Annotated in this window: 4 protein-coding genes; 3 read left to right on the forward strand and 1 reads right to left on the reverse strand. The window is 71.9% G+C overall.

Translation table 11 applies throughout. The features are described from left to right. Nucleotides 1–141 precede the first annotated feature (141 nt). The gene (kdgK1, locus tag Q0116_RS08215; RefSeq protein WP_297886841.1) at nucleotides 142–1,098 is read left to right on the forward strand and encodes a bifunctional 2-dehydro-3-deoxygluconokinase/2-dehydro-3-deoxygalactonokinase; all 957 of its coding nucleotides are present in this window, start codon (nucleotides 142–144) and stop codon (nucleotides 1,096–1,098) included. A 48-nt stretch (nucleotides 1,099–1,146) separates the two neighbouring features. Here kdgK1 and Q0116_RS08220 read toward each other — a convergent pair whose 3' ends face one another. Next, nucleotides 1,147–1,596, reverse strand: a complete 450-nt coding sequence (locus Q0116_RS08220) for an acyl-CoA thioesterase (protein WP_297886842.1) — start codon at nucleotides 1,594–1,596, stop codon at nucleotides 1,147–1,149. Nucleotides 1,597–1,777: 181 nt separating this feature from the next. Between Q0116_RS08220 and Q0116_RS08225 the strand changes: the two genes are divergently transcribed. Further along, nucleotides 1,778–3,406, forward strand: a complete 1,629-nt coding sequence (locus Q0116_RS08225) for a methyl-accepting chemotaxis protein (RefSeq protein ID WP_297886843.1) — start codon at nucleotides 1,778–1,780, stop codon at nucleotides 3,404–3,406. After that, nucleotides 3,399–4,130 (forward strand): bacteriorhodopsin, encoded by a 732-nt coding sequence (locus Q0116_RS08230; protein WP_297886844.1) that lies wholly within the window; start codon nucleotides 3,399–3,401, stop codon nucleotides 4,128–4,130. Before Q0116_RS08225 ends, Q0116_RS08230 begins: the two co-directional genes overlap by 8 nt. Nucleotides 4,131–4,381: the final 251 nt, after the last annotated feature.

Below are 4,381 nucleotides of genomic sequence, written 5' to 3' on the forward strand. Positions count from 1 at the left end.
CGCAGCCCGGCTCGTCGTCACAGCCTGACTCGGCTCGCTGTCGCAGTCCGACTCGCCGGCGCGGACCGCGATCGCTTTTATGCGCCCGCCGTCAGGGTCGAGTATGAGTCCATTCGACGTCCGCGGCCTGAGGTGGGCGGCATGACCGACCTCGTGACCTTCGGCGAGACGATGCTCCGGCTGTCGCCGCCGCGCGGCGAGCGACTGGAGACGACGCGCGAACTGGCCGTCCAGGCCGGCGGCGCGGAGAGCAACGTCGCGGTCGGCGCGGCGCGGCTCGGCGTCGACGCCGCGTGGCTCTCGAAGCTCCCGGATTCGCCGCTCGGCCGGCGGGTGACGAGCGAGCTCCGGAGCCACGGGGTCAGCCCCGGGGTGGCGTGGACCGACCCGGCGGAGAGCCGCGTCGGGACGTACTACCTCGAACACGGCGGCGTCCCGCGCGGGACCAACGTGATCTACGACCGCGCCGACGCCGCGATCACGACGGTCGAGCCCGACGAACTCCCCGCGGAGACGCTGACGGAGTCGCGGTGGTTCCACACCACGGGGATCACGCCCGCGCTTTCGCCGGCCGCCGCGGCCACGACGACCGCGCTGCTGCGCCGCGCCGGCGAGGCGGGCGTCACCCGGTCGTTCGACCTCAACTACCGGTCGAAGCTGTGGGAGCCCGCAGAGGCGCGCGAGGCGTACGAGGACCTCTTCGGCCACGTCGACGTGCTGTTCGTCCCGCGCCGCGACGCGCGCGAGGTGCTCGACCGCGACGGTACCGCCGTCGAGATCGCGCACGGGCTCGCGACCGACCACGGCTTCCAGACGGTGGTCGTCACCCGCGGCGACGAGGGGGCGCTGGCGCTCACGGACGGCGACGTGTACGAGCAGCCGGTGTTCGAGGCGGAGACGGTCGACGCCATCGGCACCGGCGACGCCTTCGTCGCCGGGTTCGTCGCCGAGCGGCTCCGCGGCGGCGACGTCTCCGACGCCTTGGAGTGGGCGGCGGCGACCGCGGCCGTGAAGCGGACGACCGACGGCGACCTCGCCGTCACGACCCGCGCGGAGGTCGCGTCCGTGGTCGACGGCGGCGACGAGATCAGCCGCTGAGACGCGTCGGACTCGCTCGCCGGGCACGACGAGCGCGCGGTCGTCGATTCAGCGGTCCTCGTCCGGCTCCGCCGCGAGCGCCTCGTCCCGGAGTTCGCGACAGCGCTCGCCGGCGACCTCCAGTTCCGGGACGGGCGTGGGCTCCCCGTCGGCGTCGACGGCGACGAACACGAAGTACGACTCCGTGGTGAGTTCGCGCTCGCCCGTGCGCGGCGACTCGCGGTACGCGCGGATCCGCGTCCGGAGGCTCGTCCGCCCGACCGCGTACACGTACGACTCGATGACGCAGGTGTCCCCCTGCGGCACCGGCCGCTTGAAGTCGAGGTCGTTGATCTTGGCCGTGACGCAGGTCTCGCCGGCGGCGCGCATCGCCGACATCGCGCCGATCTCGTCCATCCACTTGACGACGTTTCCCCCGTGGGCAGACGCGTAGTTGTTGGTGTGGGTCGGCTGGACGCGCTGGCGGTTCTCGATGTAGGTCTCGCTGACGCTGGACATGGATACTGGTGGCACGGCCCAGTGAAAAGGCCGCGCCTCGACGCGTCCGAGGGCGCGCAGTCGCTCGATTTTCGCTCGACGACCGCGCTATCGGCGGCTCGCACGTCCGCCGCTTCGATTATCGACAGCGGTAATTGTAGCTTTACTCCTAAGTAGGCTGACTTTCACGCTCCGATCATCCATGCTGAACGTAATCACCGCGCGCTACGGTCGACGCGTCGGAGTGTCGGTGCTCCTCGCGCTCGCCGTCACGCTCGGGTTCGTCGCCCTCTTCGCGGCCCACGTCGCGACGGTCGGGACGCCGACAGCGGCGACCGCGTCGCTTATCGGGATCGGCGTCGTCGTCACGCTGAACCTGGGCCTGTTGGGAATCGTCTTGGTCGGGAACGTCGCGGTCGAACTCCGGCGGCTGACGCAGACGGCCGAGGCGGTCGGCCGCGGCGAGTTCGACGCGAGCGCGAGCTCCGACCGCGGCGACGAGATCGGACGGCTGTTCGACGCCTTCGACGACACCCGGCGGTCGCTGCGGGACGCGGTCGCCGAGTCCGAGCGCGCCAAATCCGAGGCGGAGGAAGCCCGCGAGGAGGCCGAGGAGCTCTCCGAGACCTTGCTCGACCGCGCCGACGAGATCGGCGGTGCGATGGAGCGAGCGGCCGACGGCGACCTCTCGCGGCAGCTCTCCGAGGAGAGCGAGGTCGACGCGATCGAGCGGATCACCACCGCGTACAACGAGATGACCGGCGGGCTCTCGACGACGATCGAGGACATCCAGACGTTCGCGGGCGACGTGGAGGCGACGAGCGAGGAGATGGCCGCCGAGGCCGACGACGTCGCCGAGATGAACCAGGAGGTGGCCGCCGAGATGCGGACGCTCGCCGACGAGTTGGACGAGCAGACCGACCGGCTGCGCGAGACGGCCGCCGACACGGACGACTTCTCGGCGACCGTCGAGGAGATCGCCTCCACCACCGACGAGGTGGCGGGCGACGCGAGCGCCGCGGCCGAGCTCGGCGCGGAGGGCGAGCGGCGGGCGACCGAAGCGGTCGAGGCGATCGTCGCCATCGGCGACCTGCTCGCGGAGCTCGACGACCTCGTCGCCGGCCTCGACGACCGGATGGACGGCGTCGCGGAGACCACCGACGTGATCGCCGACATCGCCGAGCAGACCAACATCCTCGCGCTGAACGCCTCGATCGAGGCGTCGCGGGCGGGCGGCGACGGCGACGGCTTCGCGGTCGTCGCCGACGAGGTGAAGGGGCTCGCCGAGGAGACGCGCGCGTCCACCACGGAGATCGAGGCGACGATCGGCGAGGTGACCGATGACGTCTCCGCGGTCGCCGGCGAGATGGACCGGACGATGACGGAGCTCGACGACACGACCGCCGCGGTCCAAGCGGCCGGCGACGCGATCGAGGAGCTCACCGGAACCGTCGAGGACGTCGACGTCGCGATGGGCGACATCGCGCGGGCGACCGACGAGGGGGCCGAGGGGATCGAGTCGGTCGCGGCCCGCGTCGAGGAGGTCCATAACTCGGCGACCGCCGCGGCCGACCGCGCGCGGACGCTGGCCGAGACCGCCGACGACACCGCCGAGACGGTCGGCGACCTCGCGGAGACGGCGACGGCGCTCTCGGAGCGGACCGCCTCGCTCACCGAGCGGCTCGACCAGTTCGAGACGCGCGACGCGGCCGCGATCGGTGAGGGAGACGCAGACAACGAGGGCGACGCGACGCCCGCGACTGCGACCGCGACCGAGACGCAGCCGGCGGATCCGGCCGCCGCCGACGCGGAGGTGAGCGCCGATGATTGAGCCGTCGTCGATCCGGTTCGTCTCCGCGGGCGTGTACGCAGTTTCCGCGGTCGTGCTGCTGGTGCTCACGAGCCGCAAGCCCGCTGACCTGCGGCGCTACTGCTACCCGTTCGTCGGCGTCGTCGGGGTCGCGAGCGTCGGGCTGGGCATGTGGGCGGCCGGTATCGGGACGTTCTCGATTGCCAGCGGCACGCTGGAGGGCGGCCAGCTGCTCACCGACTACGTGGCGTACCCGTTCCTGTTCGGGTTCGCGGCGTTCGTCTCGGGGGCGGCGCGGCGGTACGTCGGCGGCGTGGTCGCGCTCACCGCGCTCATGCGGCTGGGGTACGACGTCGCCGAGGTGTCCGAGGGGTCGCTCGCGCTGGCCGGCACCGGGTCGATCCTCGTCGGCTACGTCGCGCTGCTCGCGCTGTTCTTCGGGCCGCTCGCGAGCGCGGCGGCCGCGCAGCCGCCCGCCCGTGAACTCTTCTTCAAGAAGACGCGGAACCTCGCGCTGTTCGCGTTCGGCGTGCTGATCGGGTGGGCGATGTTCCAGATCGCCGGCCTGCTCGACACGTTCACGGGGACGGTGACGCTGGAGTACCTCGACATCCTCCTGCGGGTCGGCTTCGCCGGCTTCGTGTTCGCGAACGTGGAGACGCTGGCGGCGGAGGCGGAGGGCGAGGGCGACGGGGACGCCGAGCGAAGCGCACCGCCGACGACCGCGGCGTCGAGCGCCGACTGAGGTCCGGCGCGTCCGCCTCTTCTCGCGGCATCGATCGGTTCGACCGCGTTCGGTCCACTCGCGCTGCGGGCGGCCCGTTCGCGCTTCCGTCGGTTCCCGCCGAAACCGACGCCCCGGTGTGAGAGTCCGTTTCGTCTGTCTCGCGGTCCCGCGCTCTCGGCTTCGACGGGTGGAGAGAGAGTACGTTTCGTCTGTCTTCGGTCGGCCGGTCGGGTGATCGCTCGACTCGGTGATCGCTCGACTCGGTGAGC

Origin of the sequence: uncultured Halorubrum sp., from assembly GCF_937146585.1 — an archaeon.
Lineage (GTDB): Archaea > Halobacteriota > Halobacteria > Halobacteriales > Haloferacaceae > Halorubrum > Halorubrum miltondacostae.